Below are 25,474 nucleotides of genomic sequence, written 5' to 3'. Positions count from 1 at the left end.
CGGTGGTCTCGCGCTGAGTGCCGCCGTCCGACGAGCGATTCGGGAGGACCGGTGGAAACCCTCGCGTCTCACCGGGGCAGCCCGTACACGCGACAGGCGTTGTCGCGGCCCGTCCACACGGCGATCCGCTGCGCGTCGGGCAGGCTCAGTTCGTCCGCGTCCACCCGGTCCTGGAGCAGCTCCGTCAGACCCCGCCGGTAGGCCAGCGCTCCGAGCCGGTAGAACTCGGCGAGTCCGTAGGCGTCGGAGCTGTAGAGGAGTTTGCGGAACGGCGTGATCTCGAGTGCCTCCTCCAGGATGGCCCGGGCGCGGGCGGGGCCGACGTGGTGCAGGGTCAGCCCGACGTCGAGGTACACCTGCTCGAAGACCGTGGCCAGGTAGGCGGCCTGACGCTGGTAGGGCCAGCAGTGCAGGAGCAGGACGGCGATCGTGCCGGAGGTGAGGTGCAGCCAGTCGGTGAGATGGGTGGGGTCCACCCGATGCATCCGGATGTCGTTGTCCCCCAAGCCGGTGTGCAGTTGGAGGGGCAGCCCGAGGTCCACCGCCGTCCAGAGCAGATGCCGTACGAGGACGGGGTCGTTCAGGCGGGGACGGGGGTGGTTCTCCTTCGCGGCTCCGTCGCCTGACCTGCCCGTTCCCGCCGGGGCCAGCCAGCGCCGTACCGCCTCGGTGACGTCCGCGTCCGACGGCCGACTGGGATCCACGTCGAATCCGGTGCGATAGGCGGCGACGGACTTCACCGCCACCGCCCCCCGGGTGGCGATGGCCCTCCGCGCGGCCGCGACGAACACGGAGGCGTACTCGTCCGGCTCCACTCCCTCGGCGGCCACGGCCTCGGCGACGGCCTCCAGGCGTACGACGTCGTAGGCGGCCGCCGCCGGACGACCGGTGGCAGCGGCGAGCTCGGAGGGTGTCGTGAGACGGTCCGGGGTATAGCCGGTGTCCACGCAGAACACGTCCGTCCCCGCATCGGCGATGAACCTGCGATTGACCTCGCGCCAGCCCAACTGGGCCCGCCGTGCCAGGTATTCCATGGCGGGAGCGTGTCGTGGCAGGTCCAGCAGAGGGGCACAGTGGCGGCGGATCGCCACGCCGACGGGGCTGTCGAAGGACGTGATGCCGCTCGCGGGCCATACGTCCCCTTCGGTGATCAGCGATTGGAACTCCTCCGGACTCGGATCGGTGGTGAGAACCCCATGACAGTGGTGATCCACGAGAAAGAGACCGGCGACGGTCTCGTGGACCGGCCCGGAGGCGGATGGTGGTGAGCTGCTCACGGCTGTGCGGCCTCCCGGAATGCTCGGTGAGTCTGCTGTCCCGCTCCGTTCAGTACTTCCACCGGTACGCCGCCGCCACGAGCTCGTCGTCGAGGCCGGCCACGGCGGCGATCTCCCCGAGCCGAACCGCGATCACCGCGTCCGCCAGGACCGGCCCCAGCGCGGCGCGAAGCCGTTCGTCCTCGCGGAACTTCCCGACGGATTCCTCCAGCGACGCCGGCAGGCGGCGCACGCCCCGGAGCGCCGCCTCCTCGGCGGTGAACCGCGCGGGATCTCCGGTGACCTCCTCGGGCAGCGGAGAGGACGACTCCAGGCCGTCGAGCCCGGCGGAGATGAGGCAACCGAGCGCGAGGTACGGGTTGGCGGCCAGGTCGACCGGCTTCACCTCCAGATTCGCCGCCCGGCCGCGCATCCCCGCCGTGCCGGTGATGATGCGCACCGCCGACTCGCGGGTCTCGTGCCCCCATACGGCGAAGACCCCGGCCCACTGCGAGGGCTTGAGCCGCAGATAGCTCGCAGGGCTCGGGGCGGTCACCGCCGTGAGGGCGGGCAGGTGGCCGAGCAGGCCTGCGGCGAATGACTCGGCCTCCGCGGTCATGCCGTGGCGGCGCTCGCCGTGTGCGTGCAGATTGACGCCGCCGCGCCAGGCGGAGAGATGGACGTGCCCGCCGTTGCCGACCCCTTCCGCGGAAACCGCCGGTGAGAAGGAGACCTTGAGTCCATGACGTCGGGACACCGCCCGGATGGTCTGTCTCACCAGCACGCTCCGGTCCGCGGCGGCCACCGGGTCGAGCGCACCGACCGAGATCTCGAACTGCCCGGCCGCGTACTCGGGATGGATCTGATCGACGTCCACGCCCTGGGCCGTCAGCGCCGCCAGCAACTCGACGGTGTAGTCACTCAGTTCGATCTGCCGGGTGGCGCTGTAGGCCGGGCCCGAGGCCGCTGGCACGAACCCGTCTCCCGGTGCGGCTCCCTGCCCGACGGTCCACTCGACCTCGATGGCCGTCTTGAACGTGATGCCGTGGCGCCGGGCGGCGTCCGCGACGACACGGCGTAGGAAGGTGCGGCTGCACGCCGGGTGCTGTTCACCCTCCTGGGTGATCCGGTCGACCGGAGCCCAGGCCCAGCCCGGCTGTCCGGACAGGACCACCAGGTGGTCGAGGTCGGGATACAGGCGCAGATCACCGTCCGGCGAGCCCAGCACGTCCGTGGAGACGATGGAGTCGTTCGCGAGGAAGGTGTCGAACACCGGCGACATCCCCACACCCCAGGCCGTCGCCAAGGCGAGCCGGTTCGTCGGGATCGTCTTCACCCGGCCGATGCCGGCGGTGTCGATGTACGCCAGGACAACGCCGTGCACACCTCGTGCCGACAGTTCCGTCTCCAGCGCGGTGGCACGATCGATGTCGCCCGGGCGTCCGCCGGGGACGGGGTCGGCAAGGGTGGTCATGCATCCTCCTCGGCAAGCTGCGGCCCGGAGCCTGCACACCGATGGTCGTGACGTCGGTGTACCCGGCCCAGGATCGCGCACATCGACGGTCCCGAGGGTCGGTCGCGCCGTCGCCGCACGTTGTGTCGTATCCAGACCGAGAGAACCCCCGCCCCATGGCCGGGAGCCGGCTCGGGCCATCGCTGACGGCGCATCACTCGCACGCCCCCTCGCGTCTCGGCCGCCCGCGGCGGGCACCCGGCGCCGGCTGCCGGGGCCGTGGAGGGCGGACGGCCGTGGAGGGCGGACGCGTCGGGCAGCGGCCCGGCCAGGCCGCCTTTGCGGAATCCTGACCGGCAGAGCCCCTGGTCAGGTCGTCGGCTGCCGGGTTCCATGGCGGTCGTGACGACGATCCGACGTGACGCAGTGACACTGCCCGCCGCGGAACTGGGGCCGGACAACCCGCTGCCCCCGCTGCGGCCGCTCGACGAGACCCACCGCATCGACGACCGGGACCGGGACGAACTGCCGCGCGACATGGCCCGCCAGATCGGCTACGAACCGCTGCGCAGCCTGCTGCCCGCGCGGGTCCGGGACGGCTACGGCAGACGGCGCACACCCCGGGACCTCGACACCCTCGTCATCGAGAACGACCGGCTGCGCGCCACCGTCCTGCCCGGCCTCGGCGGACGCGTCGCATCCCTGTTCCACAAGCCGACCGGCCGTGAACTCCTCTACCGCAACCCGGTGTTCCAGCCCGCCTGCTTCGCGCTCAACGGCGCCTGGTTCTCGGGTGGCATCGAGTGGAACATCGGCGCCACCGGCCACACCGCCTTGTCCTGCTCACCCCTGCACGCGGCCCGCGTCACCGCGCCCGACGGCGGGGAGATGCTGCGCCTGTGGGAGTGGGAGCGCCTGCGCGACCTGCCCTTCCAGGTCGACCTGTGGCTGCCGGAAGGCTCCGACTTCCTCTACGCCGGCGTCCGGATCCGCAATCCGCACGACCGGCCGGTGCCGGTGTACTGGTGGTCCAACATCGCCGTACCCGAGGAGTGCCGGGTGCTCGCACCCGCCGGGGAGGCCTACCACTTCGGGTACGAGCGCCGGCTGCGCCGGGTGCCCGTGCCGTCGTACGACGGTGTCGACCGCACCTACCCCGGGAACAGCGTCCATCCCGCCGACTACTTCTACGAGGTGCCCGACGGGCGGCGCCGCTGGATCGCCGCGCTCGATGAGGACGGCGACGGACTGGTGCAGGCGTCGACCGATGTGCTGCGCGGCCGCAAGCTGTTCGTCTGGGGGACGGGCACCGGCGGGCGCCGCTGGCAGGAGTGGCTCACCGAGCCGGGCACCGGCGGCTACTGCGAGATCCAGGCCGGGCTCGCCCGCACCCAGTTGGAGCATCTGCGACTGGAGGCCGAGTGCGAGGTGGCATGGCTGGAGGCGTACGGGCCGCTGCACGCCGAGCGCGAAGGGGAGTGGCCCGGCGTCGTACACGCGGCCGAGGCACGCCTGGAAGCCTGCCTGCCGCGTCAGCGCGTCGACGCCGCCTACGCGGCCTGGCGGCCGTACGCCGACACCGAACCCGGTGAGGTGCTCGCCGCCGGCTCGGGCTGGGGCGCGCTCGAACTCCTTCGCATGGGCGGCAAGTTGCCGGGCACCCCGTTCGACGAGGCGACGGTCGGTGACGCGCAGGCGCCTTGGCTGGAGCTGCTGCGCTCGGGTTCCTTCCCCGAGCCACGGCGGGTCGGGCCGCCGGGGGAGACGCTGGTGGCGCCGCACTGGCGCGACATGCTGGAGACCGCGCCCGCACGGCCACTGACGGAGTATCACCTGGGGATCGCGCAGTGGCATGCGGGCGACCGCGCACAGGCGGTGCGCAGTTGGGAGCGCGCCCTGCCGCTCGCCCCCTCCCTGTGGCCGCTGCTGCGCTGTCTCGCGGTGGCCGACCAGGAGGCCGGCTACCACGAGCGCGCCGCCGACCGGTATGCCGAGGCCTTCGACGACCTGTGCCGGGAGCGCCGCGACGACGGCGAGACCTGGACGGCCGCCACCGCGGCGCTCGGCCGCGAGTCCCTCGACGCGCTGCTGGCCGTGGGCCGCACCCGGGACGCACGGGCCGTGTGGTACCGCCTTCACCCCGAGACGCGCGAGCGCGGCCGCTTCCGGCTGACCGAGGCGCGGCTGCTGCTCGCCGAGGGGAACCGCGAGGCGGCGCGGGCCGTCTTCGACGAGGGATTCGAGGTCGCGGACCTGCGGGAGGGCGCCCGGGTGATCGACGAGCTGTGGGCCCGGATCACCGACGAGCCGCTGCCGGCGCGCTACGACTTCCGGATGCGGCCCGGCACGTGAGCCGCTACACGGGAGGCCGGCGGTCCACGTACTCGTACACCGCCCCGTCAGGATGCGCCGCGATCAGATTGCGGCCCACCGGTGTCGGGACCGGGCCGGCGATGACCCGGGCGCCGAGCTCGGTCAACACCCGGTGGGCCTCGTCGACGTCCTCGACGGCGATCGTCGCGGCCACCTTGCGCAACAGCTCCAGCTCGTCCGCGGGACCGCTCATCAGCAGGAAACAGCCCACCGCGGCCACCTGCACACCGCCGCGTTCGAAACGGAGAGCTCTGCTGCCCGCCAGACGTTCGTAGAAGTGGACCGCGGTCTCCAGGTCGTCGACGCAGACACGCAGCGAGGCTCCCAGAATCTCCATGCCGCGAGCCTAGTTGGGCACGCCCGGGCCGGGAGATCGTTTCCCCCGGATCCGGGCCGCTCTTCACCTCGGCCGGGGCGTGCGCGCCCGGGCGCGGGCGTTATGCGCGCCGGGGCCCGGGTACCCGGCGGACATGAAGCCCTTGGATCATCTGGAACATCTGGACAAGCAGCTGGCCGACGAGCTGGCGCAGGTGGCCCGTGAGGCCGTACGCGACGAGCTGCGCGAGCAGACGCGCAAACAGCGCCGTACCGCCGCGCTGTACGCCGCGTCCGGCGCCACCGGCCTGTACGCGGGTGCCGCGCTGGCGCTCGCCGCAGGCCTGGCCCTGGCTCTCGGCGTGCCCGGCTGGGCCGCCGCGCTGATCATGGCGGCGGTGCTGGGCGTGGCGGCCTACCTGCTGCGCGGCGCCGCGCGCTCCGGCGGCCACCACCACGGGGCCGGGGCCCATGCCGCCCCGGGCCGGGTCGTCGGTGGTACGCCGCCCGCCGGGCCGCCGAGCGGTCTCGGCATGCCGTACCCGCCGATGCCGCCCCCGGTCCCCGGCGCGCCGGGCACGGGTACGCATGTGCCGGGCGTCCCGGATCCGGCCGTGCCGGAGGAAGACGCCGACGCGTCCCGCCGACGGGTCCGGTGAGCGATGAGCAGGCCGTGGCCGGGAGCGCCGACCAGGCGTCGCAGGGCGGTCGTGGTCACCGGGGCGAGCGGCGGCGTGGGCCGGGCCGCCGCCGTGGCCTTCGCCGCCCGGGGTGATCGGGTCGCCCTGCTCGCCCGGGGCCGCGAGGGCCTCGCCGCGACCGCCGACGAGGTGCGGCGCGTCGGCGGTGAGGCGCTGGTGGTGCCCGTCGACGTCGCGGACGCGAGGGCGGTCGAGGATGCCGCGCAGCAGGTCGCCGACACGTTCGGGCGGATCGACGTCTGGGTCAACAACGCCTTCGCCGGCGTCTTCGCACGGTTCATGGACATCACGGCCGACGAGTTCCGCCGGGTCACCGAAGTGACCTACCTCGGCTGTGTGTTCGGCACGCGGGCCGCCCTGCGGCATATGCTGCCCGAGAACCACGGGACGATCGTCCAGGTCGGCTCGGCGCTCGCGTACCGGGGGATACCCCTCCAGTCGGCGTACTGCGGAGCCAAGCACGCCATCCAGGGCTTCAACGAGTCGTTGCGGTGCGAACTGCTGCACGACCGTTCGCGGGTCCGGACGACGATGGTGCAGCTGCCGGCCATGAACACCCCGCAGTTCGACTGGGTGCTGAGCCGGATGCCGGGGCGGGCCAGGCCGGTGGCGCCCGTCTACCAGCCGGAGGTGGCGGCACGCGCGATCGTGCATGCGGCCGGGCACCCCCGGCGCCGGGAGTACTGGGTGGGCGGATCGACGGTGGCCACGCTGATCGCCAACGCGGTGGCTCCCGGGGTGCTGGACCGCTACCTCGCGCGCACCGGGTTCGACGCACAGCAGGACAAGCCCCAGGACGAGCGGCGGGACAGTCAGCGGGACGAGCGCCGGCACAGGGCGGAGTACGACGGCGTGGGCAATCTGTGGTCTCCCGCGGACGGCCCGCACGGCCGCGACTTCGGGGCGCACGGGCGCTTCGACGCGGAGTCCCTGCCCGCCAGCGGCGAGGAATGGCTCTCCCGCAACCGGGGCAGGATCGGCGTCGGCCTGCTGGCCGGCGGCCTCGGCGCCGCCGTGACGGCCGGAGCCCTGCGCCGCCGCGGCTGACGCCGGGGCGGGGCGTGCCGCCTCGCTTTGCGGACGGGTGACCGCGGGGGCGGGGGCGAAACGCCGGGGCTGCCGGGTTTGGGCGTCCTGACCGGGGAAACGCGGAAGGTCTCCACGGGCGGCGACTGTGCGCCCGGCAGGCAGACGACATACGCGCGACCTCGCCGGAGGCGAAACGTGAGTCGACCTCGCATCCTCATCGTCGGTGCCGGATTCGCCGGCTACCGCACGGCCCGCACCCTCTCCCGGCTGACCCGCAACCGGGCCGAGATCACCCTGCTGAACCCGACGGACTACTTTCTGTATCTACCCCTGCTGCCCCAGGTCGCCGTGGGCATCCTGGAGCCGCGACGCGTCGCCGTCTCCCTCGCCGGCACCCTGCGCCAGGTCCGCCTGGTGCTCGGCGAGGCCGACGGCATCGATCTCGACGCGCGCAGCGTGCACTACACCGACCCCGAGGGACGGGGCGGCACCCTCGGGTACGACCGGCTGGTGCTCGCCGTCGGCAGCGTCAACAAGCTGCTGCCCATCCCCGGCGTCGCCGAGAACGCCCACGGCTTCCGGGGCCTGCCCGAGGCGCTCTACCTGCGCGACCATGTGACCCGCCAGATGGAACTGGCCGCCGCGGGCGAGGACCCCAAGCACTGCGCCTCCCGCTGCACCTTCGTGGTGGTGGGCGCCGGTTACACCGGAACGGAAGTGGCCGCGCAGGGCAAGCTGTTCACCGACGCACTGGTGCGCAAGCAGCCGCTGCGCGCGGGCATGCGCCCGCGCTGGCTGCTGCTGGACATCGCGCCCCGTGTGCTGCCCGAGATGGACGAGCGGCTCTCCCGCACCGCCGACCGGATCCTGCGCCGGCGCGGCGTCGATGTGCGGATGGGAGTCTCCGTGAAGGAGGCCACCCGCGACGGAGTCCTGCTGACGGACGGGGAGTTCATCGACACCCGCTCCCTGATCTGGTGTGTCGGCGTACGCCCGGATCCGCTCGTCGAGGGCCTGGGACGCCCCCTGGAGCGCGGCCGGCTGCTGGTCGACCCGTATCTGCGGGTGCCGGGCCACTCCGACGTGTTCGCCTGCGGGGACGCGGCCGCCGTGCCCGACCTCGACAAGCCCGGCCAGTACACGCCGATGACGGCGCAGCACGCCTGGCGGCAGGGCAAGGTCGCCGCGGTCAATGTCGCGGCCTCGCTGGGCATCGGCGGCCGGCGCCCCTACCGCCACCGCGACCTGGGGTTCGTCGTGGACCTCGGCGGCGTCGAGGCTGCCGCCAACCCGCTCGGCGTCCCCCTGTCCGGACCGCTCGCGGGCGCCGTCACCCGCGGCTACCACCTGGCGGCGATGCCCGGCAACAGGGTCCGGGTCGCCGCCGACTGGCTTCTGGACACCGTACTGCCGCGCCAGGCAGTCCAGTTGGGGCTGGTCCGCTCCTGGAACGTGCCACTGGACACCGCGTCGCCCGAACTGGCCCGGGTGCCGGGAGCCCCCGAAAAGTCCGGTACGGAGGATGAGTCATGAACACCCGTCAGCGCACCGAGCCGAGTACCCGTCAGCTCACCGAACTCGCCCAGCAACTGCGCGTCGACAGTGTCCGCGCCGCCGCGGCGGCGAACTCCGGGCACCCGACCTCCTCGATGTCCGCCGCGGACCTGATGGCGGTTCTGCTGGCCAAGCACTTCCGCTACGACTTCGAGCGCCCAGCCCACCCCGCCAACGACCGGTTCATCCTCTCCAAGGGGCACGCCTCGCCCCTGCTGTACGCCGCCTACCGGGCCGTAGGGGCCATCAACGAGACCGAGCTGCTGACCTTCCGCAAGCTCGGCAGCCGGCTCGAAGGGCACCCCACGCCCCGCAAGCTGCCCTGGGTCGAGACGGCCACCGGCTCCCTCGGCCAGGGGCTGCCCGTCGGCGTCGGCATCGCCCTGGCCGGGCAGCGGCTGGACCGCACCGGATACCGGGTCTGGGTGCTGTGCGGGGACAGCGAGCTGGCCGAGGGGTCCGTGTGGGAGGCCGCCGAGCACGCCGGGCACGAGCATCTCGACAACCTGGTCGCCATCGTCGATGTGAACCGGCTGGGCCAGCGCGGGCCCACCCGCCACGGGCACGACCTTGACGCCTACGCACGCCGGTTCAAGGCCTTCGACTGGCACACGGTCGAGGTCGACGGGCACGATGTCGAGGCCATCGACCGCGCCTACGCCGAGGCCGAGTCCACCACCGGACAGCCCACCGTGATCCTCGCCCGCACCCTCAAGGGCAAGGGCGTCGCCGCCGTAGAGGACCGCGAGGGCCTGCACGGCAAGCCGCTGCCGGACGCGGAGGAGGCGATCGAGGAACTCGGCGGCGTACGGAACCTGCACATCGAGGTCCAGCCGCCTCCCGCCGCCCGGATGCTGCACGCCGTCCAGGGCGGCCATCTGGAGCTGCCGCGCTACGACATCGGTGACGAGGTCGCCACCCGGGACGCCTACGGCCAGGCGCTCGCCGCACTCGGCAGCGCCCGCGGTGACGTGGTGGCCCTGGACGGCGAAGTCGGCGACTCCACGCGCACGGAGTACTTCGCCAAGGAGCACCCCGACCGCTACTTCGAGTGCTACATCGCCGAACAGCTCATGGTCGCCGCCTCCGTCGGCATGGCCGCGCGTGGATGGCTGCCGTTCGCCGCGTCGTTCGCCGCGTTCCTCACCCGCGCCCACGACTTCGTGCGGATGGCCTCGATCAGCGGCTCCGGCATCAACCTCGTGGGATCGCACGCCGGTTGTGCCATCGGTGAGGACGGGCCCTCGCAGATGGGCCTGGAGGACCTCGCGATGTTCCGCTCCGTGTACGGCTCGACCGTGCTGTACCCGTGCGACGCCAACCAGACGGCCAAGCTGGTCGCCGCCATGGCCGGCTGCGAGGGGATCCGCTATCTGCGCACCTCCCGCGGCAAGACCCCGGTCATCTACGGCCCCACCGAGGAGTTCCCGGTCGGCGGCAGCAAGGTGCTGCGCGCCAGTGCCGAGGACCGGCTCACCCTCGTGGCGGCGGGAGTCACCGTCCATGAGGCGCTCAAGGCCGCCGACGCCCTCGCCGGGCAGGGCATCCGCGTACGGGTCGTCGATCTGTACTCGGTCAAGCCCGTCGACCGTGCCACCCTGCGCGAGGCCGCCGAACGCACCGGATGCCTGCTGACCGTCGAGGACCACCGGGAGGAGGGCGGTCTCGGCGACGCGGTCCTCGACGCCTTCGCCGACGGGCGGCCCGTACCGCGTCTGGTGCGCCTCGCGGTCCGCACGATGCCCGGCTCGGCGACGCCCGCCGAGCAACTGCACGCCGCGGGCATCGACGCGGAGTCGATCGCCGCCGCGGCCCGGCTGCTGGTGGAACACGCGGTGGTGCCGTGATCGAAGGAGCGAGATGACCAGCACACGGACCGTGCGGGCGGGCCGCCGCACACTGGAGGTCCACCGGCCGGAGAAGGTGCTGTTCCCCGGCGACGGGGGCGGCGGGGAGTACACCAAGGCCGACCTCGTCGACTACTACCGCTCCGTCGCCGCCCGCATGCTGCCCCATCTGCGCGGGCGGCCCCTGATGCTGGAACGGCACCCGGACGGTGTCGGCGGCCCCCGCTTCATGCAGAAGAACACCCCGGACCACTATCCGGACTGGGTCCACCGCGCCGAGCTGTCCAAGGAGGGCGGCACCGTCTGCCACACCGTCTGCGACGACACCGCCACCCTCGCCTACCTCGCCGACCAGGCCTGTCTCACCCTGCACCGCTGGCTCTCCCGCGCCGACCGGCCCGAGCGGCCCGACCGGCTGGTGTTCGACCTCGACCCGGCGGGCGACGACTTCGGGTCCGTACGGGAAGCCGCACGGCAGATGGGGAAGCTGCTCGGGAATCTGGGGCTGCCCTCGGGCCTGATGACCACCGGTTCGCGTGGACTGCACATCGTCGTGCCGGTCGACGGCTCCCATGACTTCGACGAGGTACGCGAATTCGCCAAGGACGTCGCCGACACCCTCGCCGCGGCCCACCCCGACCGCCTCACCACCGCCGCCCGCAAGAAGGACCGGGGCGACCGCCTCTACCTCGATGTGCAGCGCAACGCCTACGCGCAGACCGCGGTCGCTCCCTTCACCGTTCGCGCCCTGCCCGGCGCCCCGGTCGCCATGCCCATCACCTGGGAGCAGCTGGACGACCCGGACGTGAACGCGCGCCGCTGGACCATCACCGACGCGGTGGACCAGGCCCGTACCGACCCCTGGGCGGATCTGCCGCGCAGGGGGCGCTCCCTCGGGTCCGCCCGGCGGAGGCTGCGGGAACTGCGTGGCTGAACCGGGGACCCACAGGTTTGGCCAACGCCGTTGCGGCCACACGAGGGGAGAGGTGGCCATGACGAACACACCACGTACACCGAAGAAGCACGACTCTACCGACGACCACGACGACGCCCGCCCGGCCGGCCGGCCGAGCACCATGGAGGTACTGCGCCAGGCGCGCGCCCAGTTCACGGAGCTCACGGGCCTGGCCTCCGAGTCCGTGTCGTCCTTCGAACGCACCGAGGACGGCTGGACCCTTCAGATCGAGGTCCTGGAACTCGCCAGGGTCCCCGACACGATGAGCCTGCTCGCGAGCTACGAGGTGGATCTCGCCGCGGACGGCGAGCTGACCGGCTACCGGCGCGTGCGCCGCTATGAACGCGGGAGGGCCGACGCCCGTACGGGCGGCCGCTCCTAGCGGACCGCCGTCCCGTACCCGCAGCCGTACCTCGTACTCACCCATGTCCCGTTTTCAGACCGCAAGGAGGTTCGTTTGCCATGACCGTTGTCCCGGCACAGCAGACTGGAGGAGGCGGCAGCAGCGGCCTGTACGACGTCCTGGAACTCGTGCTCGACCGAGGGCTCGTCATCGACGCGTTCGTCCGCGTCTCCCTCGTCGGCATCGAGATCCTGAAGATCGACGTGCGGGTCGTCGTCGCCAGCGTGGACACGTATCTGCGCTTCGCCGAGGCGTGCAACCGGCTCGACCTGGAGTCCGGCCCGCACAAGAGCCCCGGACTGCCCGACCTGGTCGGTGAGGTCACCGAGTCGGGTGCGCGCGGCAAGTCCAAGGGGGCGCTCTCCGGCGCCGCGGAGACCATATCCGACGCCTTCCGTCAGGCCCGTGAAGAGGGACAGCCGCGCGCGCGGACCCGTAAGTCCACCGCCGCGCGGGAGAAGAAGGAGGAGCAGGAGTGAGCACCTACGTCTACGGCATCGCCGCGGCCTCCCACCCCTCGCTCCCCACCGGTATGGGCGGGGTGGGCGACCCGGCCCGTCCCGTGCGCGTCCTGACCCGGGGTGAGCTGGCGGCGATCGTCAGCGACGCGCCCGAGGGACTGCGCCCCAAGCGCCGTGACCTGCTCGCCCACCAAAGCGTGCTCAACGAGGCGGCGGCGGGCGGATCCGTGCTGCCCATGCGGTTCGGCAGTGTCGCGGCGGACGACGATGCGGTCAGCGATGTCCTCGCGGAGCGCGTCGAGCACTACCTGGAGCGGCTGGACGCGCTGGCCGGCAGGATCGAGTACAACATCAAGGCGAGCCACGACCAAGAGGCCGTGCTGCACCGGGTGATGTCCGAGAACCCGGACATCCGCGCCCTCGCCGAGGCGAACCGCAAGTCGGGTGGCGGCAGTTACGACGACCGGCTGCGGCTGGGCGAGATGGTGGCGGCCGCGGTGCAGGCCCGCGAGGGCGAGGACGCCACCCAGGTGCAGCGCTCCCTGGAGCCCGTCGCCGAGGCCGTGAGTGTGGGGCCCGAGTCCACGGGATGGCTGGTCAATGTGTCGTTCCTGGTGGGCCGTGACGCCTCCGCCGCTTTTCTGAACGCCGTCGAGGAGGTCCGCAAGGCCCACCCGCACCTCGATGTGCGCGTCAACGGCCCGCTGCCGCCGTACAGCTTCGTGGAGCCGGGGCCGGCCGAGCCCGCGGCCGCCGCGACCGCCACGGAGTGAGTGATGGGGCTGATCGGAGAGGTGCTGCTGCTGCCGTTCGCGCCTGTGCGCGGCAGCTTCTGGGCGGTGAGACAGGTGCTCGCCGAGGCCGAGCGCCAGTACTACGACCCGGCCGCCGTACGAGCCGAACTGGCCCGCCTGGAGGAGCGGCTGGAGGCCGGCGAGATCGACGAGCAGGAGTTCGACCGGCTGGAGGACGAGCTCCTGGACCGGCTGCAGACCGCCATGGAACGCGGTGGTCCCGGCGCAGCGGGCGGTACGGCGCGATGAACCGACTGGAACTCGGCCTTGCCCTGGGCATCGCCTACGCCCTCGGGCGCAGGAGCGGCAGGTCGAGGCAGCCCTTGACGGCCCGCACCCCGGCGGGCGCCCACGATCCGGCCTTCGACCGGCTCAAGGCGGAGGCGTGGGCGTATGCGGTGGTGCGGGCCCAGCCCCTGCTCGCCGCCCTCGGGCGCCGGCTGGGCGTCGTCAGCCTGCGGCTCAAGGACGTCGCCGACGGCAACAGCCCCGGCTTCGCCCGCCTCGCCCTGGCCGTAGGCCGCCATGTCGTCCGGAGCGGCGCCCCCGCCCACCCTGTGGACGAGGACGTGGAAGCCTTGGAGGACATGGTGGACGCGGAGTTCGCGGACGAGGACCCGGAGGGTCCTGTGGAGGCGGAGTTCGCGGACGAGGATCCGGAGGGTCCTGTGGAGGCGGAGTTCGCGGACGAGGATCCGGAAGACCCGCAGGACGCCGAGTTGGTCGACGAGGATCCGGAGGACCTGGAGTACGCCGAGTTCGTCGACGAGGACGCAAACCCGGAGGAAGGGGGTCGTTCATGACCACGCCGGGACGACTGCCGGATCCCTACGCGCGCGACGGCGGTGCCAACCTCGCCGACATCCTCGAACGCGTCCTCGACAAGGGCGTGGTGATCGCGGGTGACATCCGGATCAATCTGCTGGACATCGAACTGCTCACCATCAAGCTCCGGCTGGTCGTCGCCTCCGTCGACCGGGCGAAGGAGATGGGCATCGACTGGTGGGAGAACGACCCGGCGCTGTCCTCCGGCGCACAGAACAGGGAACTCGCGCGGGAGAACGCCGAGTTGCGCTCCCGGCTGGCCGCACTGGAGGGGGCGCCCGCCGAGGAGGAGAGGTCATGACCGGACTGCGGTATGTGTACGCCGTCTGCCGTCCCTTCGGCGCGGCGCTCGAGGACGGCCCCGCCGGCGTCGCGGGGGTGCCGCCCCGGCAACTGCCCCACCGGGACCTGATCGCCATCGTCAGCACGGTCCCGGAGGAGGACTTCGCCGAGGACCCGCTCAGGGCCCATCTGGAGGACCTGGACTGGCTCACCACGACCGCCCGCGCCCACCAGGGCGTCATCGACGCGCTCACCTCCGTCACGACACCCCTGCCGCTGCGGCTCGCCACCGTGTTCCGGGACGACAGCGGCGTACGCGCGATGCTGGAGGAACGCGAGGACGACTTCCACCGTGCGCTCGACCGGCTCGACGGACGGGTGGAATGGGGCGTCAAGGTGTACGCGGCGGCGGATCCGGGGGATGGGCCGCAGGGGGCCCCGGAGCCCCGGAAAGCGGCCTCGGGCCGTGATTACCTGCGTCAGCGGCGCCTGCGTCACCACGCTCAGGACGAAATGCGGGAAAACACGGAGAGGTTCGCGCGCCGGCTGCACGACACCCTTTCCGGATGTGCCGAGGACTCCCTGCTGCATGCTCCGCAGAATCCCGCGCTTTCCGGTGTGTCCGGCCGCAACGTACTCAACGCGGCCTATCTGGTGCCGCGTTCCGCTTCGGAGGAGTTCGTGGAGAGAGTGGACCGTGAAAAGAGCGGAATTCCCGGGGTTCGCGTGGAACTGACGGGGCCCTGGGCCGCGTACTCCTTCACCGGCGTAGAGGGACGGGCCCGGTCATGACCGCCCTGGAGCACCGGCAGGTCGCCCTGGTGGACCTTCTGGACCGGCTGCTGGCCGGCGGGGTGGTCATCACCGGCGACCTCACCCTGCGCATCGCGGACGTCGACCTCGTCCGTATCGACCTCAACGCGCTGATCAGCTCGGTCGGCACGCAGGTGTCCGCGCCGTGGCCGGAGGAATCGTGACCCATCGACAGAACCCGCCAGAGCCAGGGAACCCGCTCGACCGGCAGGACCGACCCGACCAACGGAACCGGCTCGACCGGCAGGATCGACTCGAGCAACGCAACCCGCTCGACCGGCAGGATCGACCCGACCAACGAAACCGGCTCGACCTCGACCCCGACACGGTGGAGCGGGACCTGGTGAAACTCGTGCTGACCGTCGTCGAACTGCTGCGCCAGCTCATGGAGCGGCAGGCGGTGCGCCGGTTCGACACCGGTGAGCTGAGTGAGGAGCAGGAGGAGCGCATCGGGCTCACCCTGATGCTGCTCGAGGAACGGATGACCGAACTCCGGGAGCGGTACGGACTGCGGCCCGAGGACCTCAATCTGGACCTCGGGCCGCTGGGGACATTGCTTCCCCGGGAGTGATCGCCGGGGATCAACCGGCGATCGGGTGACGGACGGATCTTCTGCTCCGACCGGTCACCATCGATACCATCGCCCCCTTCCTCCGGCCGCGGTCGTACCGCGCGCCAGGAATCCCAGGAGCCAGATCACGAGCACCGCCAGAGCGATCCACCACAGGACTTTCACGGCGAATCCGGCGCCGAAGAGAATCAGCGCCAGCAGAAGAACCAGCAGAACGGGAACCATAGTGTGACCTCCTGCTCACCGGGTTTCCCGAAATCCGCGAATCAGTCGGCCTTTCGGCACAGAATTTCTCCGTGCAGCACCGCGAACCAGCCGTCCGTGCGCCGTCCCCATTCCCGCCAGGCCTCGGACGCGGCCGCGAGCTGCTCGGCCGTCGCATGACCACCCTCGGCGACGCGGTCGGCGTAGGCGGAGGCGAGGGTGCGGTCCGCCCACAGCGCGCTCCACCAGGCCCGTTCCTGCGGTGTGGTGAAGGTCCAGGTGCTGGAGGTGGCCCGGATGTCCGCGAGGCCGGCCGCCAGCGCCCATGACCGCAGCCGCCGTCCGGCGTCGGGCTCGCCGCCGTTGGCGCGGGCGACCCGCCGGTACAGGTCCAGCCAGTCGTCCAGGCCCTTGGACGCCGGGTACCAGGTCATCGCCGCGTAGTCGGCGTCGCGCACGGCGATGAAACCGCCCGGACGGGTGACCCGGTGCATCTCGCGCAGCGCCTGTACCGGGTCGCCCACGTGCTGGAGTACCTGGTGCGCATGGACCACGCAGAAGGTGTCGTCCGGGTAGTCCAGCGCGTGCACGTCCGCGACCGCGAAGTCGATGTTCGTGATGCCGCGGGCGGCGGCCGTGGCCCGGGCCTGCTCCAGGACCCCCTGTGCGCGGTCGACGCCGATGACCTGGCCGTCGGGGACCAGCTCCGCCAGGTCCGCGGTGATGGTGCCCGGGCCGCAGCCGATGTCCAGGATCCGCATGTGCGGCTTGAGTGAGTCGAGAAGGTACGCCGCGGAGTTGGCGGCGGTCCGCCAGGTGTGCGAGCGCAGCACGGACTCGTGGTGGCCGTGCGTGTAGACAGCGGTCTCCTTCGGCATGCCCATCCTCTTCTCCTCGTACCGGTGGCCCGCCGCCCCGAGGGCCGCGCCGCGGGGCGGTACGCATCACCGTAGACGCTCACCCGAATAATGAGACCCGCGTCTTGCCATGCGGACAAGGGGTGGGGTGACCCCGTCAGTGCAAGGGGAGCGGGCGGTAGACGGTCAGGGCCTCGGGGAGCTTCTCGAGCGTCACCGGGCCCGCCGCCTCGCCGACTTCCCCGTCGTAGGCGAGGAGCGTGCCCGGGGCCACGCCGTCCAGACGCAGACGCCGCACCCGGACCGCCGAGTGCACGGGGGAGCGGGACAGCGGGCCCGCGAACGCGGCCGCCAGCAGCCGGGTGGCGGGACGGCGGCCGCCGTGCACCACCCGCACATCCAGCCTCCCGTCGGCCAGGTCGTGACGGCGCCCCGGAGCAAGCCCCCTGCGGTGGTACGTGCCGTTGCCGGCGAACAGCAGCCACAACGGGTGCGTCCGGCCGTCCTGTTCGACGCGGAGGGGGTGGTGGTCGCCACGCAGGACCCGCACAGCCGCGACGACGCCGGCCGGCCAGCCGCCGATCCGCGACGACCAGCGCTCCCGCTCGCGCACCAGTTCCGGGTAGACGCCCAGGCTGAAGGTGTTGAGGAAGCAGCCCTGGGTTTCGCCGGAGGAGAACCGGCCCACATCGACGCGGACCGCGTCACCCCGTTTCAGCGCCCGCACCGCGTCATGGACCTCCTCGATGCCGAGGTCGAGCGCGAAGTGGTTGAGTGTGCCGCCGGGGAGGACCGCGAGCGGAAGGCCGTGGCGCAGGGCCACATCGGCGGCCGCGTTCACCGTGCCGTCGCCGCCGCACACCCCGAGGACGCGGGCACGGGCGGCCGCCTTCTCCAGCCCGGCGCGCACATCGGCGGGCTCGCACTCCACCGTCTCCGCGGCCGGAAGGGCGTCCTGCAGGGCACGGACACGGTCCGGGGTCCCCGAACCCTTGTTCACCACGACCACCAGCCCCGCCCCGTCCGGCAACGCGGGCGCGTCCACACGCGGGCGGCCGGGCGGCGGCACCGGGTCGCGGGTGGGCACAAGGGCCCGTACCGCATAGGCGGCCCCCACGCCCAGGGCCGCTCCCGCGAGGACATCGCTCGGGAAGTGGACCCCGGTGTAGACGCGGGAGAGGGCGACCGCGGCGGCGAGCGGCGCGACCGCAGCACCCCAGCCGCGCGACTCCAGGGCGACACCCGTGGCGAAGGCGGCGGCGGAGGCGGCGTGGCCCGACGGGAACGACGTGGTGATCGGCTGGCGCTTCAGCCGGCGGACGGCCGGTACCGGGTCCAGGACGGGACGGGGACGACGGACCGAGCGCTTGCCGACGGTGTTGATGGTGGCGGAGGCGAGCGCGAGGGAGGCGACACCGCGGACGGCGGCCCGCCGTCCGCGGGGGCTCCGGGTGGCGGCGAGGGCCGCCGCCGTGGCGAACCACAGGACACCGTGGTTGGCGGCACGGCTCAGGCGGGGGAGCAGGGGGTCGGCCCCGGGCCAGTGCCGGGTGGCGACGGCCTCGAACACACGGCAGTCCAGGGAGAGAAGCCGGTCACGGAACGGATGCGGGCCCGGCGGGCGGGTGGTGAGGTCGACATCTGGGGTCATGGGGCGCGGATACCCCCGGATGAACGAATCGTGCGGGGCCCTGCCCGGGGCCGGGTGACATACCGGCGGCAGGGACCAGGGGTGAGGCCGGGGGCGGGCGATATCCGTTTGCCCGGTCCCCTCGCGGCCGCCCACAATGCGCCGCATGGGTCATCTGGAAGCCGCGCACCTCGAGTACCACCTCCCGGACGGGAGGGCACTGCTCGGTGATGTGTCCTTCCGGGTCGGCGAAGGCGCCGTCGTCGCGCTCGTCGGGCCCAACGGGGCCGGGAAGACCACCCTGCTGCGGCTGCTGTCCGGTGAGCTCAGGCCCCACGGCGGGACCGTCACCACCAGCGGCGGGCTCGGTGTGATGCGCCAGTTCGTAGGGTCCGTACGGGACGAGACGACCGTGCGGGACCTCCTGGTCTCGGTCGCTCCGCCCCGTATCCGCGAGGCCGCCCGCGCCGTGGACGCCGCCGAGCACGCCGTCATGACCGTCGACGACGAGGCCGCCCAGCTCCGGTACGCGCAAGCCCTCGCCGACTGGGCAGAGGTGCGCGGTTACGAGGCGGAGACGCTGTGGGACATGTGCACCACGGCCGCGCTCGGCATCCCCTACGAGAAGGCCCAGTGGCGCCAGGTGCGCACCCTCTCCGGCGGCGAGCAGAAGCGGCTCGTCCTGGAGGCGCTGCTGCGTGGCACCGACGAGGTCCTGCTCCTCGACGAGCCCGACAACTACCTCGACGTACCCGGCAAGCGGTGGCTGGAGGAGCGGCTCGCCGAGACCCGCAAGACCGTCCTGTTCGTCTCCCACGACCGGGAGCTGCTGGCCCGGGCCGCACAGCGGATCGTGTCGCTGGAGCCGGGCCCCGCCGGCGCCGACGCCTGGCTGCACGGCGGCGGTTTCGCCACCTACGACGAGGCCCGGCGGGAACGCTTCGCGCGCTTCGAGGAGTTGCGCAGACGCTGGGACGAGAAGCACGCACAGCTGAAGAGGCTGGTGGTGAATCTGCGTCAGGCCGCGACCGTAAGCCATGAGCTTGCCTCCCGCTACCAGGCCGCCCAGACCCGGCTGCGGAGGTTCGAGGAAGCCGGGCCGCCGCCCGAGCCGCCGCGCGAGCAGGACATCAGAATGCGGCTCAAGGGCGGCCGGACCGGCGTCCGGGCCGTCATCTGCGAGGGCCTTGAACTGACGGGCCTCATGAAGCCCTTCGACCTGGAGGTCTTCTACGGCGAACGCGTCGCCGTCCTCGGCTCCAACGGCTCCGGGAAGTCGCACTTCCTGCGGCTGCTCGCGGGCGGTGACGTGGCCCACGCGGGGCAGTGGCGGCTCGGGGCGCGCGTCGTGCCCGGGCACTTCGCCCAGACGCACGCGCACCCCGAGCTGGAGGACCGTACGCTCCTCGACATCCTGTGGCGGGAGCACTCCCAGGACCGGGGAGCGGCCATGTCCCGGCTGCGCCGCTACGAGCTGACCGCGCAGGCCGAGCAGTCCTTCGACCGGCTCTCCGGCGGACAGCAGGCCCGTTTCCAGATCCTGCTGCTCGAACTTCAGGGGGCGACCGCCCTGCTGCTCGACGAGCCGACCGACAACCTGGACCTGGAGTCCGCGGAGGCGCTCCAGAAGGGCCTGGAGGGGTTCGAGGGCACGGTCCTCGCGGTGACCCACGACCGTTGGTTCGCCCGCTCGTTCGACCGTTATCTGGTCTTCGGCAGCGACGGCCGGCTCCGCGAGACGCCGGAGCCGGTGTGGGACGAACGGCGGGTGGAGCGGGCGCGCTAGGGGTGTACGCCGTGGGGAGGGGCGCGCTGGGGGTGTACGCCGTGGGGGGGCGCGCCAGGGGTGTACGCCGTAGGAAGGGGCGCGCGGTCTAGGTCCCGCGCAGCAACGCCCCCACGCCGCCCGTCGGCACCTCGCCCGCCGTCGGCCCCGTCACCGACACGGCCTCGGCCCGCGTCTCCACCACGGAGCGCACCAGGGCGTCGTCCGCGCGGGCCGGCCAGGCGTGATGCTCGCCCAGCGCCCTGAGGTCCTTGCGGCGCATCGCGAGCTGGTCCGGGTCCTCGCCGACCCACACCTCACGACGGGTGTCCGGGCCGTCCGGCCGGATCAGGAGTTCGTCGATCCGGTGTTCGCGTGCCGCCTCGACGACCGCGGGCACTCCCTCGACCGCCCGCGTCCGTCCCTCCTCGTCCGGTGCCAGGGCCGCCAGGAACCGCTCCAGCTCCTCGTCCGCCCGCCGGCGCACATGCTCGTCCCGGATCCGCTCCACGTCCTCGTCCAGCAGCCGGCTGCCCACGCCGTGCGGGGCCTCGGCCACCCGGTTCCTCAGCCGTCGCGGCAGCCGCTCCCGCACGGCGTGGCGCTCGCGCTGCTCGCCCACGAGGATCACCAGGTCGGCACGGGTCTCCTCCTCACAGACGGCGAGCGCGTCCGCGATCTCGGCCGCGTTGTGCTCCCAGGTGTTCTCCACCCGCAGCTGGAAGTGACGCACCGACCAGTCCGCGGTGCTTCCGCGGTGCAGGGGCCACTGCTGCCCGGCCACCTGCCCGGCCTCCCGGCTGCCCAGCGCCCCGCGCAGCTCGAATTCGGCGCCCTTGCGGTCGATGTACGCCACCACGCACACCGGATCCTCGCCGGCCAGCTCCAGCAGCGGCGCCGTGTGGGGCAGTGGCGACCAGTCGGCCGAGGAGCCGGGCGGGGCGGTGACCAGGGGCGGGTCCAGGACCACTTCCCCCGCACGGGCGAACATGGCCCTTCCGTACGGCTCCGGCGAGTGGCGCAGATCCTCGACCGCCTCCCGCACGGCCCGGCACGTGGGCTCGTCCGCGCCGTGTCCGGCCAGCCGCCGGGCGAGGGCCTGAGCGGTCAGGGAGAGCTCATGGGGGGTGGACTCCGTGTGCCGGGAGGTGTCGACGTATACGGAAGCCCAGGGGCCTGGATGTTCGTAGAGTGGATGGAGGAACGCGAGATCCATGGCTCCCTCCCGGATGCTGCTCGGGGTAGTGCCTTTCCGGGCGGGTACCCGGACCGCACCGAGGAACACGACGAGCGGGGTACACCATGACCGGAGTCGACCCGGGCCGGCTGACCGACCAGCAGCTCATGAAGGAGCTGCAGACGATCCACCGCACCCGTCATGACACGCTGCTGCACGGCTCGAACGACGCACTGAGGGCGCACAACGACCGCATGGCGCAGCTGGAGGGCGAGTATCTGCGCCGCCATCCCCGCCGCCCGGTCGTGGCGAGCCGGACGCGCAACGGGGCGCGAGAGCGGGGAACGGCCGATGTCGAGCCGTGCAAGGGAGCCGAACCGGCTCGGTGAGCCGGCCCGGCCCCGTATCCCGGCCGGGCCCCCTGCCCTAACCGCCGAACTCCGTCAGGATCGCCTCGCAGAACGCCTTCAGATCATCCGGCTTGCGGCTGGTGATCAGCTTGTTCTGGCCCTGGTCGATCCGCACCTGCTCGTCCACCCAGGTACCGCCCGCGTTGCGGATGTCCGTCCGCAGGCTCGGCCACGACGTCAGCGTCCGGCCTCGTACGACATCCGCCTCGACCAGGGTCCAGGGCGCGTGGCAGATCGCGGCGACCGGACGGCCCTGCTGGAAGAAGGACCGGACGAACGAGACGGCCCGCTCGTCCATCCGCAGGAAGTCCGGATTGGCCACGCCGCCCGGCAGCACGAGCCCGTCGAAGGACTCGACGTCCGTCTGGCCGACCACCTCGTCCACCGGGAAGGTGTCCCCCTTGTCGAGATGGTTGAACGCCTGGATGTGGCCAGGCTCCGTGGAGACCAGGACCGGCTCGTGACCGGCGTCGGACACCGCCTTCCAGGGATCGGTGAGTTCGACCTGCTCCACACCCTCGGGTGCGGTCAGGAACGCGATACGCATGATGTTCACTGTCCTTTCTCTGCCTCCGCGTGCCGTGCGGCCCAGTGCCCCTCGGCCCCGGCCAACTGCACGCACGGCAGAAGCGGGTTGTCCTCGTAGCACCCATCCGGCGTAGCACCCGTCCGGCGCCGGTCGGCTGTCCTGACGGACGGGATCAGCCATGCGCTGTGGTGCTTGTGGTCCTTTCCCGGGTCCCCCGGCTCTCGCGGGGGCACTGCGGGGCCACGCCCGCAGTGCCCCCGGCCGGGAACCCTGGCCTTCCCTCGCCGCCTCATGCCTCCACGACGGCTTCGGCGAGCTGCTGGGCGTTGGCGTAGCGCGCCGAGCGCGGAAGCCGCGCCACGGTCTCGACGAGGGTGTCCGGGGCGTGCCTGCGGCGCAGTTCCTCGACCAGGTCGTCCCGACGCGCCGGGAAGGCCGTGCGCCCCAGGATCCGTGCGAACTCGTAGCGCACATCGGCCACCGAGCGCCCGGCGCCCGGAACCACCGGACCGGCCCAGATCGCCGGGTCGTCGTCGGCACCCGGCTCGGGGTCGTGCCACTCCTCGCTCCGCGTCGGGTGACCGGACCGCAGCAGTCCCTGCAGTTCGTGCTTCATCTCGTCGTCGCGGTGAACGTTCAGCCGGTCGCTGCCTCGCTGCATGACTCCCTCCAGATGTTCGGGGGTGGCAGTCGCGTACCCGGTGGGTCGCGATCGACACGGAAACCCGGCAGCCGGTCCGCGGCCCGGTCCCCCGGGGCCATCCGGGTGACGCTGAGTGCTCGGGTGTTTGCCGCGGAGGCGGCGGGGCAGGCGCTGTCTCAGTGCTTCGGACAGGAGGCACGTCCGTGGGAGCGGTGGATACCGGCCACGGGTGTGCCCGTCCGGCCCGGGTGCCCTCCCACGCTGACCGTCCACCCAAGGCACCAGCTAGGGAGTTGCGATCCACCATGCCCAACCGAGTGAGCGTGAAGCACCACCCGCACGACGACGCCCCCGACACCACGGAGGCCTTTCGCAGGCTTGCCACGCTCCCCGCAGGCCCCGAGCGCGACGCGCTCCGCGACGAGATCGTCGAGGCCTGGCTGCCCATGGCCGATCGGCTCGCGGTACGGTTCCGCAGCCGTGGTGAGAGCCTGGAGGATCTGCGCCAGGTCGCCGCGCTCGGCCTGGTCAAGGCCGTCGACCGGTACGACCCGGAACGCGGTCACGCGTTCGAGAGCTATGCCGTCCCCACGGTCACCGGAGAGATCAAGCGGCACTTCCGTGACCACATGTGGACCCTGCATGTGCCGCGCCGCGTCCAGGATCTGCGCAACCGGGTCCGGTTCGCCTGCCAGGACCTGTCGGGGACCATCTCGGGTCGCAGGCCCACCATCGCCGAGATCGCCGAGCACGCCAGGATGAGCGAGGAGGACGTCCGGGAGGGGCTGGAGGCCCTGGAGAGCTTCACGGCGCTGTCGCTGGACGCCGAGGTGCCGGGCAGCGAGGACGGGTACTCGCTCGGCGACTCCCTCGGCGCGCCCGACCTGGCGCTCGACACCGTCGTCGACCGCGAGGCAGTCAAGCCGCGGCTGCAGGCCCTGCCCGAACGGGAGCGCGCCATCCTCTACATGCGGTTCTTCGACGACATGACGCAGAGCAGCATCGCCGAACGGCTCGGCATCTCCCAGATGCATGTCTCCCGCCTGATCAGCCGCTGCTGCTCCCGTCTCAGGGATCAGGTCATGAAGGACGCCGCGTGACGGACGCGGCAGAGCCGTACCGGAGGGGATGGCCGGCTTCGCCGTCCGGCTGACCCGCGGGCGCGCGGTTGTCACCCGCGAGGAGGCCCCCGTCGCGCGAATGGGGCACGGCCGCGCGCGGGCCGGGGCCGGGCGGGCTGTCATGGGTTTGCGGGCACGGCCACCGTGCCCGCAACACCCCCCGCCGAAGGAGTTCGTATGCGCCGTAGTACGCGCGTCCTGTCCGCCACTGCTCTGGCCGGTGCCGCCCTGGGCGTGGCCGGCCCGCCCGCGGTCGCCCTGGGCGCGATATCTCTGCCCGCCGCCGACTCCTCCGGCGCCCTCGTCCCACGCTCCGCAGACCGCGGCGGCATGCCCACGGCCGGGGTGTCCTGCGGCCCGGCCGACCGACCTGACGACTACGGCGGCTATGACGGCTACGGGGGCCATGGTGCCTACGGCGGTGACGAAGGCCCGAGCAGGCCGGAGGGCCTCGGGGGCTACGGCGGCCACGGTGCCTACGGCGGTGACGGAGGCCCGAGCGGCCCCGACGGCTACGACGCGTCCGACCGCGCCGACGCGACGGCCGGCCGAGGCGGGGGCGGCACCGCTGTACGGCACGGCGGCACATCACGGATTGCGGCCGTCGGGGCCGCCTACGTCGGCGCCGCCGCCGAGCGCCGTGACGGGCAGCACGGCTTGGACGGACGGTGCCGGCGGTCCCCCGGCGGCGAGAGGCCGGGGAACACCGCGTTGACGGAGACCGAAGACGGCACCCGCCCGGCAGCCGGCCGGGACCGGCCCCTGGGCCGGCGGCAGCCGAAGACCGGACCGGGGCAGCAGGGCTACACCAGGCCGAGCCCGGAAGGGGAGTACCTGGACGGGCTGTCGGAGCAGGACCGGCGGCCCGGGAGGCAGTACGGGGAGGGGAGGCGGCCTGGGGGAGGCGAGGTCCAGCAGTACGGGCAGCGGGGAGAGGGGGAGTCCCAGCAGTTCGGGCGGCAGCCGGGTGCGGAGCTGGACGACGGGCCGGCGTGGCGGGCGGATGAGGGCCGGTGCGACGGGTCGGGGCCGCAGCAAGGGCGGGGGCAGGGCAGGAGGCCGGGGGCGGGCGCGGCGCAGCAGTATGGGCGGCGGCCGGGGGTGGGTCAGGTGCAGCAGTTCGGGCGGCGGCCGGGGGTGGGTCAGGTGCAGCAGTTCGGGCGGCGGCCGGGGGTGGGTCAGGTGCAGCAGTATGGGCGGCGGCCGGGGGTGGGTCAGGCGCAGCAGTATGGGCGGCGGCCGGGGGTGGGTCAGGTGCAGCAGTTCGGGCGGCGGCCGGGGGTGGGTCAGGTGCAGCAGTATGGCCAGCGGATGGACGAGGGCCTGGCGCAGCAGTATGGCCAGCGGATGGACGAGGGCCTGGCGCAGCAGTATGGCCAGCAGCCGGGGGCGGGTCAGGTGCAGCTGTACGGTCAGCAGCTGGACGAGAGCGTGGCGCAGCAGTTCGGTCAGCAGCTGGGTGGGGGTGGGCCGCAGCTGTACGGTCAGCAGCTGGGTGGGGGTGGG

The 25,474-nt window shown here is 72.6% G+C and carries 26 protein-coding genes and 2 pseudogenes; 18 read left to right on the top strand and 10 right to left on the bottom strand.

Features of this window, described 5'->3' with window-relative positions:
* Window positions 1-68: 68 nt before the first annotated feature.
* Together ACIP94_RS23780 and ACIP94_RS23775 are read right to left on the bottom strand one after the other, a co-directional pair.
* The gene (locus tag ACIP94_RS23780; RefSeq protein WP_402428984.1) at window positions 69-1,277 is read right to left on the bottom strand and encodes an amidohydrolase family protein; all 1,209 of its coding nucleotides are present in this window, start codon (window positions 1,275-1,277) and stop codon (window positions 69-71) included.
* A gap of 49 nt (window positions 1,278-1,326) precedes the next feature.
* Complete coding sequence (locus ACIP94_RS23775) at window positions 1,327-2,730, bottom strand: glutamine synthetase (protein ID WP_402428981.1); 1,404 nt, start codon at window positions 2,728-2,730, stop codon at window positions 1,327-1,329.
* 372 nt (window positions 2,731-3,102) lie between these two features.
* On the opposite strand from ACIP94_RS23775, the gene ACIP94_RS23770 reads away from it, so the two are divergent.
* A complete protein-coding gene (locus ACIP94_RS23770; protein ID WP_402428978.1) occupies window positions 3,103-5,061 on the top strand; it encodes a DUF5107 domain-containing protein in 1,959 nt (652 codons plus the stop codon).
* Window positions 5,062-5,065: 4 nt separating this feature from the next.
* Here the strand turns inward: ACIP94_RS23770 and ACIP94_RS23765 are convergent, their stop codons facing one another.
* A complete protein-coding gene (locus ACIP94_RS23765) occupies window positions 5,066-5,419 on the bottom strand; it encodes a VOC family protein (RefSeq protein ID WP_402428975.1) in 354 nt (117 codons plus the stop codon).
* Between the two features lie 133 nt (window positions 5,420-5,552).
* Between ACIP94_RS23765 and ACIP94_RS23760 the strand changes: the two genes are divergently transcribed.
* The 14 genes from ACIP94_RS23760 to ACIP94_RS23695 all read left to right on the top strand — a co-directional run bounded on the left by ACIP94_RS23760 (window position 5,553) and on the right by ACIP94_RS23695 (window position 15,632).
* Window positions 5,553-6,056 (top strand): phage holin family protein, encoded by a 504-nt coding sequence (locus ACIP94_RS23760; RefSeq protein WP_402428972.1) that lies wholly within the window; start codon window positions 5,553-5,555, stop codon window positions 6,054-6,056.
* 3 nt (window positions 6,057-6,059) lie between these two features.
* Window positions 6,060-7,145 carry an SDR family oxidoreductase gene (locus ACIP94_RS23755; protein WP_402428969.1) on the top strand — a complete coding sequence of 362 codons (1,086 nt, stop codon included), beginning with the start codon at window positions 6,060-6,062 and terminating at the stop codon, window positions 7,143-7,145.
* Window positions 7,146-7,322: 177 nt separating this feature from the next.
* Window positions 7,323-8,660 carry an NAD(P)/FAD-dependent oxidoreductase gene (locus ACIP94_RS23750; protein ID WP_402428967.1) on the top strand — a complete coding sequence of 446 codons (1,338 nt, stop codon included), beginning with the start codon at window positions 7,323-7,325 and terminating at the stop codon, window positions 8,658-8,660.
* Window positions 8,657-10,528 (top strand): transketolase, encoded by a 1,872-nt coding sequence (locus ACIP94_RS23745; protein ID WP_402428965.1) that lies wholly within the window; start codon window positions 8,657-8,659, stop codon window positions 10,526-10,528. Before ACIP94_RS23750 ends, ACIP94_RS23745 begins: the two co-directional genes overlap by 4 nt.
* Window positions 10,529-10,541: 13 nt before the next feature.
* Window positions 10,542-11,462: a non-homologous end-joining DNA ligase gene (gene ligD, locus ACIP94_RS23740; protein ID WP_402428962.1), complete on the top strand. Its 921-nt coding sequence runs from the start codon at window positions 10,542-10,544 to the stop codon at window positions 11,460-11,462.
* A gap of 58 nt (window positions 11,463-11,520) precedes the next feature.
* Window positions 11,521-11,865, top strand: coding sequence for a gas vesicle protein (locus ACIP94_RS23735; protein WP_402428959.1), 345 nt, complete (start codon window positions 11,521-11,523; stop codon window positions 11,863-11,865).
* A gap of 80 nt (window positions 11,866-11,945) precedes the next feature.
* The gene (locus tag ACIP94_RS23730) at window positions 11,946-12,365 is read left to right on the top strand and encodes a gas vesicle structural protein GvpA (protein ID WP_402428956.1); all 420 of its coding nucleotides are present in this window, start codon (window positions 11,946-11,948) and stop codon (window positions 12,363-12,365) included.
* Complete coding sequence (locus ACIP94_RS23725; protein WP_402428953.1) at window positions 12,362-13,120, top strand: GvpL/GvpF family gas vesicle protein; 759 nt, start codon at window positions 12,362-12,364, stop codon at window positions 13,118-13,120. The genes ACIP94_RS23730 and ACIP94_RS23725 overlap by 4 nt, the downstream gene beginning before the upstream one ends.
* Window positions 13,121-13,123: 3 nt before the next feature.
* Window positions 13,124-13,390 (top strand): gas vesicle protein GvpG, encoded by a 267-nt coding sequence (locus ACIP94_RS23720; protein ID WP_402428951.1) that lies wholly within the window; start codon window positions 13,124-13,126, stop codon window positions 13,388-13,390.
* Window positions 13,387-13,944, top strand: a complete 558-nt coding sequence (locus ACIP94_RS23715) for a hypothetical protein (protein ID WP_402428948.1) — start codon at window positions 13,387-13,389, stop codon at window positions 13,942-13,944. The genes ACIP94_RS23720 and ACIP94_RS23715 overlap by 4 nt, the downstream gene beginning before the upstream one ends.
* Entirely contained in the window at window positions 13,941-14,267 is a 327-nt protein-coding gene (locus tag ACIP94_RS23710) for a gas vesicle protein (protein WP_402428946.1), read from the top strand. The genes ACIP94_RS23715 and ACIP94_RS23710 overlap by 4 nt, the downstream gene beginning before the upstream one ends.
* Window positions 14,264-15,040, top strand: coding sequence for a GvpL/GvpF family gas vesicle protein (locus ACIP94_RS23705; RefSeq protein ID WP_402428944.1), 777 nt, complete (start codon window positions 14,264-14,266; stop codon window positions 15,038-15,040). The genes ACIP94_RS23710 and ACIP94_RS23705 overlap by 4 nt, the downstream gene beginning before the upstream one ends.
* Window positions 15,037-15,225, top strand: coding sequence for a gas vesicle protein (locus tag ACIP94_RS23700; protein WP_402428941.1), 189 nt, complete (start codon window positions 15,037-15,039; stop codon window positions 15,223-15,225). The genes ACIP94_RS23705 and ACIP94_RS23700 overlap by 4 nt, the downstream gene beginning before the upstream one ends.
* A gap of 164 nt (window positions 15,226-15,389) precedes the next feature.
* Window positions 15,390-15,632 (top strand): gas vesicle protein K, encoded by a 243-nt coding sequence (locus tag ACIP94_RS23695; protein WP_402429086.1) that lies wholly within the window; start codon window positions 15,390-15,392, stop codon window positions 15,630-15,632.
* Between the two features lie 54 nt (window positions 15,633-15,686).
* Here the strand turns inward: ACIP94_RS23695 and ACIP94_RS23690 are convergent, their stop codons facing one another.
* The 3 genes from ACIP94_RS23690 to ACIP94_RS23680 form a co-directional block, all read right to left on the bottom strand.
* Window positions 15,687-15,857: a hydrophobic protein gene (locus ACIP94_RS23690; protein WP_402428938.1), complete on the bottom strand. Its 171-nt coding sequence runs from the start codon at window positions 15,855-15,857 to the stop codon at window positions 15,687-15,689.
* 41 nt (window positions 15,858-15,898) lie between these two features.
* Entirely contained in the window at window positions 15,899-16,720 is an 822-nt protein-coding gene (locus tag ACIP94_RS23685; protein ID WP_402428935.1) for a class I SAM-dependent methyltransferase, read from the bottom strand.
* A gap of 130 nt (window positions 16,721-16,850) precedes the next feature.
* On the bottom strand, window positions 16,851-18,344 hold the full coding sequence (locus ACIP94_RS23680; RefSeq protein WP_402428932.1) for a bifunctional phosphatase PAP2/diacylglycerol kinase family protein: 1,494 nt from the start codon (window positions 18,342-18,344) through the stop codon (window positions 16,851-16,853).
* Window positions 18,345-18,489: 145 nt separating this feature from the next.
* On the opposite strand from ACIP94_RS23680, the gene ACIP94_RS23675 reads away from it, so the two are divergent.
* The gene (locus ACIP94_RS23675) at window positions 18,490-20,109 is read left to right on the top strand and encodes an ABC-F family ATP-binding cassette domain-containing protein (RefSeq protein ID WP_402428930.1); all 1,620 of its coding nucleotides are present in this window, start codon (window positions 18,490-18,492) and stop codon (window positions 20,107-20,109) included.
* Between the two features lie 88 nt (window positions 20,110-20,197).
* Here ACIP94_RS23675 and ACIP94_RS23670 read toward each other — a convergent pair whose 3' ends face one another.
* Window positions 20,198-21,304 carry a Vms1/Ankzf1 family peptidyl-tRNA hydrolase gene (locus ACIP94_RS23670; RefSeq protein WP_402428927.1) on the bottom strand — a complete coding sequence of 369 codons (1,107 nt, stop codon included), beginning with the start codon at window positions 21,302-21,304 and terminating at the stop codon, window positions 20,198-20,200.
* Here ACIP94_RS23670 and ACIP94_RS23665 point away from each other — a divergent pair.
* Window positions 21,284-21,654: pseudogene (locus ACIP94_RS23665) on the top strand (DUF6158 family protein). The gene ACIP94_RS23670 and the pseudogene ACIP94_RS23665 sit on opposite strands and share 21 nt — an antisense overlap.
* Window positions 21,655-21,691: 37 nt before the next feature.
* On the opposite strand, the gene ACIP94_RS23660 reads toward ACIP94_RS23665, so the two are convergent.
* Window positions 21,692-22,222: a type 1 glutamine amidotransferase domain-containing protein gene (locus ACIP94_RS23660; protein WP_402428924.1), complete on the bottom strand. Its 531-nt coding sequence runs from the start codon at window positions 22,220-22,222 to the stop codon at window positions 21,692-21,694.
* 271 nt (window positions 22,223-22,493) lie between these two features.
* A complete protein-coding gene (locus tag ACIP94_RS23655; RefSeq protein WP_402428921.1) occupies window positions 22,494-22,865 on the bottom strand; it encodes a DUF2795 domain-containing protein in 372 nt (123 codons plus the stop codon).
* A gap of 287 nt (window positions 22,866-23,152) precedes the next feature.
* Between ACIP94_RS23655 and ACIP94_RS23650 the strand changes: the two genes are divergently transcribed.
* Window positions 23,153-23,947 carry an RNA polymerase sigma factor SigF gene (locus tag ACIP94_RS23650; protein WP_402428919.1) on the top strand — a complete coding sequence of 265 codons (795 nt, stop codon included), beginning with the start codon at window positions 23,153-23,155 and terminating at the stop codon, window positions 23,945-23,947.
* A gap of 609 nt (window positions 23,948-24,556) precedes the next feature.
* Here the strand turns inward: ACIP94_RS23650 and ACIP94_RS23645 are convergent.
* Window positions 24,557-25,474, bottom strand: a pseudogene (locus tag ACIP94_RS23645) (hypothetical protein); the annotation flags it as partial.

The organism is Streptomyces sp. NPDC093261 (genome assembly GCF_044753645.1).
Taxonomy (GTDB): domain Bacteria; phylum Actinomycetota; class Actinomycetes; order Streptomycetales; family Streptomycetaceae; genus Streptomyces.
The sequence above is the reverse complement of the archived record's forward strand: the minus strand, read 5'-3'. Positions and strand labels throughout refer to the sequence as shown.

Coding starts and splice junctions, on each gene's coding strand:
- ACIP94_RS23775 (WP_402428981.1), bottom strand. CDS start 2,730: ATGACCACCCTTGCCGACCCCGTCCCCGGCGGACGCCCGGGCGACATC.
- ACIP94_RS23770 (WP_402428978.1), top strand. CDS start 3,103: ATGGCGGTCGTGACGACGATCCGACGTGACGCAGTGACACTGCCCGCC.
- ACIP94_RS23765 (WP_402428975.1), bottom strand. CDS start 5,419: ATGGAGATTCTGGGAGCCTCGCTGCGTGTCTGCGTCGACGACCTGGAG.
- ACIP94_RS23760 (WP_402428972.1), top strand. CDS start 5,553: ATGAAGCCCTTGGATCATCTGGAACATCTGGACAAGCAGCTGGCCGAC.
- ACIP94_RS23755 (WP_402428969.1), top strand. CDS start 6,060: ATGAGCAGGCCGTGGCCGGGAGCGCCGACCAGGCGTCGCAGGGCGGTC.
- ACIP94_RS23745 (WP_402428965.1), top strand. CDS start 8,657: ATGAACACCCGTCAGCGCACCGAGCCGAGTACCCGTCAGCTCACCGAA.
- ligD (WP_402428962.1), top strand. CDS start 10,542: ATGACCAGCACACGGACCGTGCGGGCGGGCCGCCGCACACTGGAGGTC.
- ACIP94_RS23735 (WP_402428959.1), top strand. CDS start 11,521: ATGACGAACACACCACGTACACCGAAGAAGCACGACTCTACCGACGAC.
- ACIP94_RS23730 (WP_402428956.1), top strand. CDS start 11,946: ATGACCGTTGTCCCGGCACAGCAGACTGGAGGAGGCGGCAGCAGCGGC.
- ACIP94_RS23720 (WP_402428951.1), top strand. CDS start 13,124: ATGGGGCTGATCGGAGAGGTGCTGCTGCTGCCGTTCGCGCCTGTGCGC.
- ACIP94_RS23715 (WP_402428948.1), top strand. CDS start 13,387: ATGAACCGACTGGAACTCGGCCTTGCCCTGGGCATCGCCTACGCCCTC.
- ACIP94_RS23710 (WP_402428946.1), top strand. CDS start 13,941: ATGACCACGCCGGGACGACTGCCGGATCCCTACGCGCGCGACGGCGGT.
- ACIP94_RS23705 (WP_402428944.1), top strand. CDS start 14,264: ATGACCGGACTGCGGTATGTGTACGCCGTCTGCCGTCCCTTCGGCGCG.
- ACIP94_RS23700 (WP_402428941.1), top strand. CDS start 15,037: ATGACCGCCCTGGAGCACCGGCAGGTCGCCCTGGTGGACCTTCTGGAC.
- ACIP94_RS23690 (WP_402428938.1), bottom strand. CDS start 15,857: ATGGTTCCCGTTCTGCTGGTTCTTCTGCTGGCGCTGATTCTCTTCGGC.
- ACIP94_RS23685 (WP_402428935.1), bottom strand. CDS start 16,720: ATGGGCATGCCGAAGGAGACCGCTGTCTACACGCACGGCCACCACGAG.
- ACIP94_RS23680 (WP_402428932.1), bottom strand. CDS start 18,344: ATGACCCCAGATGTCGACCTCACCACCCGCCCGCCGGGCCCGCATCCG.
- ACIP94_RS23675 (WP_402428930.1), top strand. CDS start 18,490: ATGGGTCATCTGGAAGCCGCGCACCTCGAGTACCACCTCCCGGACGGG.
- ACIP94_RS23670 (WP_402428927.1), bottom strand. CDS start 21,304: ATGGATCTCGCGTTCCTCCATCCACTCTACGAACATCCAGGCCCCTGG.
- ACIP94_RS23660 (WP_402428924.1), bottom strand. CDS start 22,222: ATGCGTATCGCGTTCCTGACCGCACCCGAGGGTGTGGAGCAGGTCGAA.
- ACIP94_RS23655 (WP_402428921.1), bottom strand. CDS start 22,865: ATGCAGCGAGGCAGCGACCGGCTGAACGTTCACCGCGACGACGAGATG.
- ACIP94_RS23650 (WP_402428919.1), top strand. CDS start 23,153: ATGCCCAACCGAGTGAGCGTGAAGCACCACCCGCACGACGACGCCCCC.